Origin of the sequence: Eggerthella sp. BIOML-A1 (assembly GCF_009875595.1) — a bacterium.
Classification (GTDB): domain Bacteria; phylum Actinomycetota; class Coriobacteriia; order Coriobacteriales; family Eggerthellaceae; genus Eggerthella; species Eggerthella lenta.
The window spans coordinates 1-2,500 of sequence record NZ_WWRZ01000003.1; the positions used below are offsets into that span (position 1 = coordinate 1).

Genomic DNA, 2,500 nt, shown 5'->3' on the forward strand with positions numbered 1-2,500 from the left:
CGCGAGCGCGACGCCCTATCCTCCCACAGCCTGACGCTGCAGTACTTTCGGCGATGGCGGGCTTAACTTCCGGGTTCGGAATGGGACCGGGTGATCCCCGCCTCCATGGTCGCGCTCGCGCAGGGCGTTCCCGCGCGGGCCTGTATGGCCCCGTCAGGGCCGCGGGATCCCCCCGCGCCACCCTGGCGGCTGCACAGCGCTCGTGACTTTCGCGATCGCACAACCCGAGGGCCGTGCATGTACTGGAAGAAGAGCTCGGGCTATTAGTACCGCTCGGCTGAGGCGCTCGCACGCCTTGCACCTGCGGCCTATCGACCAGGTGTTCTGCCTGGGCCCTTACCGGAAAGAGGACTCATCTTGGAGACGGCTTCCCACTTAGATGCTTTCAGCGGTTATCCGTGCCGGACGTAGCTAGGCAGCCGTGCCGTTGGTCGACAACTGCTGCACCAGAGGTCCGTCCACCCCGGTCCTCTCGTACTAGGGGCAGACCTCCTCAATCCTCTTGCGCCTGCGGAGGATAGGGACCGAACTGTCTCACGACGTTCTAAACCCAGCTCGCGTACCGCTTTAAATGGCGAACAGCCATACCCTTGGGACCGACTTCAGCCCCAGGATGCGATGAGCCGACATCGAGGTGCCAAACCTTGCCGTCGATGTGGACTCTTGGGCAAGATCAGCCTGTTATCCCCGGAGTACCTTTTATCCGTTGAGCGACGGCCATTCCACTCTGTGCCGCCGGATCACTAGAACCGACTTTCGTCTCTGCTCGGCTTGTGGGCCTCGCAGTCAAGCCCGCTTGTACTCTTGCGCTCTGCGAACGGTTGCCGACCGTTCTGAGCGGACCTTTGCGCGCCTCCGTTACGTTTTGGGAGGCGACCGCCCCAGTCAAACTACCCGCCTGACACGGTCCCCCCGCCGGATCACGGCCGGGGGTTAGATCGCCGACGCGACGAGGGCAGTATTCCAAGGTCGGCTCCGCCCGGGCTGGCGCCCGGGCTTCGCAGCCTCCTGCCTATCCTCTACGCGCCGAGCCAACGATCAATGTCAAGCTGCAGTAAAGGTTCACGGGGTCTTTCCGTCCTTCCGCAGGTAATTCGCATCTTCACGAATAATACAATTTCACCGGGTCCATGGTTGAGACAGCGCCCAAATCGTTACGCCATTCGTGCAGGTCGGAACTTACCCGACAAGGAATTTCGCTACCTTAGGACCGTTATAGTTACGGCCGCCGTTTACTGGGGCTTGGCTTCAGAGCTTCGCCTTTCGGCTGACCCATCCGCGTAACCTTCCAGCACCGGGCAGGCGTCAGACCCTATACGTCGCCTTACGGCTTTGCAGAGTCCTGTGTTTTTGATAAACAGTCGCTTGGGCCGTTTCGCTGCGACCCCCGGCCGCTCGGGGAGCAAGTCCCTCCACCGCCAGGGGCACTCCTTCTCCCGAAGTTACGGAGTCAGTATGCCGAGTTCCTTAACCATGGTTCTCCCGATCGCCTCGGTATGCTCTACCTGCCCACCTGTGTCGGTTTTGGTACGGGCGCCTGCGTCCCTTCCTAGAGGTTTTTCTCGGAAGCATGGGCTCGCCGACTTCAGCATAAGCTTTCGTCTCGCGTCTCAGGCTTTCTGCGGAGCTGATTTCCATGCTCCGCGCCCTACGCGCTTTCACGGGGACGTCCAGAACCCCGCTCGGCTACCCTTCTCCGTCACCCCGTCGGTGATAGCGGTCCGCAGGCGGTACAGGAATGTCCGCCTGTTGCGCATCGGCTACGCCTCTCGGCCTCGCCTTAGCTCCCGACTGACCCTGGGAGGATTAGCCTTGCCCAGGAACCCTTAGGCTTACGGCGGCGGCGTTTCTCGCGCCGCTCTCGTTACTCATGCCAGCATTCTCACTTCCCCGCGCTCCACCGAGGGTCGCCCTCTCGGCTTCTCCGCTGCGGGGAAAGCTCCCCTACCACTAATATAGATTAGTCCGCCGCTTCGGTACCATGCTTAGCCCCGTGAATTGTCGGCGCATGTCCACTTGACCAGTGAGCTGTTACGCACTCTTTAAATGCATGGCTGCTTCTAAGCCAACATCCTGGTTGTCTAGGCAAACGCACATCCTTTGCCACTCAGCATGGATTTGGGGACCTTAGCGGGCGGTCTGGGCTGTTTCCCTCTCGAACACACAGCTTAGCCCACATGTTCTGACTCCCGGCCTCTGATCCGGCGGCATTCGGAGTTTGGTTCGTGTCGGTAGGCGGTGAAGCCCCCTCGACGATCCAGTGCTCTACCGCCGTCGGAGAACGGCCGAGGCTAGCCCTAAAGCTATTTCGGGGAGAACGAGATATCTCCGGGTTTGATTGGCCTTTCACCCCTATCCACGGGTCATCCCCTCCGTTTTCAACCGAAGTGGGTTCGGCCCTCCACGGGGTCTTACCCCCGCTTCAGCCTGCCCATGGATAGCTCACCCGGCTTCGCGTCTGCAGCATGCGACTCTATCGCCATCTTAAAGGCTCGCTTTC

2 rRNA genes (1 of these 2 cut by a window edge) are annotated in these 2,500 nt (G+C 60.8%); both read right to left on the minus strand.

Features of this window, described 5'->3' with window-relative positions:
* Positions 1–2: 2 nt before the first annotated feature.
* Positions 3–117 (minus strand): 5S ribosomal RNA (gene rrf, locus GT590_RS03565).
* A 126-nt stretch (positions 118–243) separates the two neighbouring features.
* Positions 244–2,500: ribosomal RNA gene (locus GT590_RS03570) — 23S ribosomal RNA — on the minus strand; it runs 714 nt beyond the window's last position.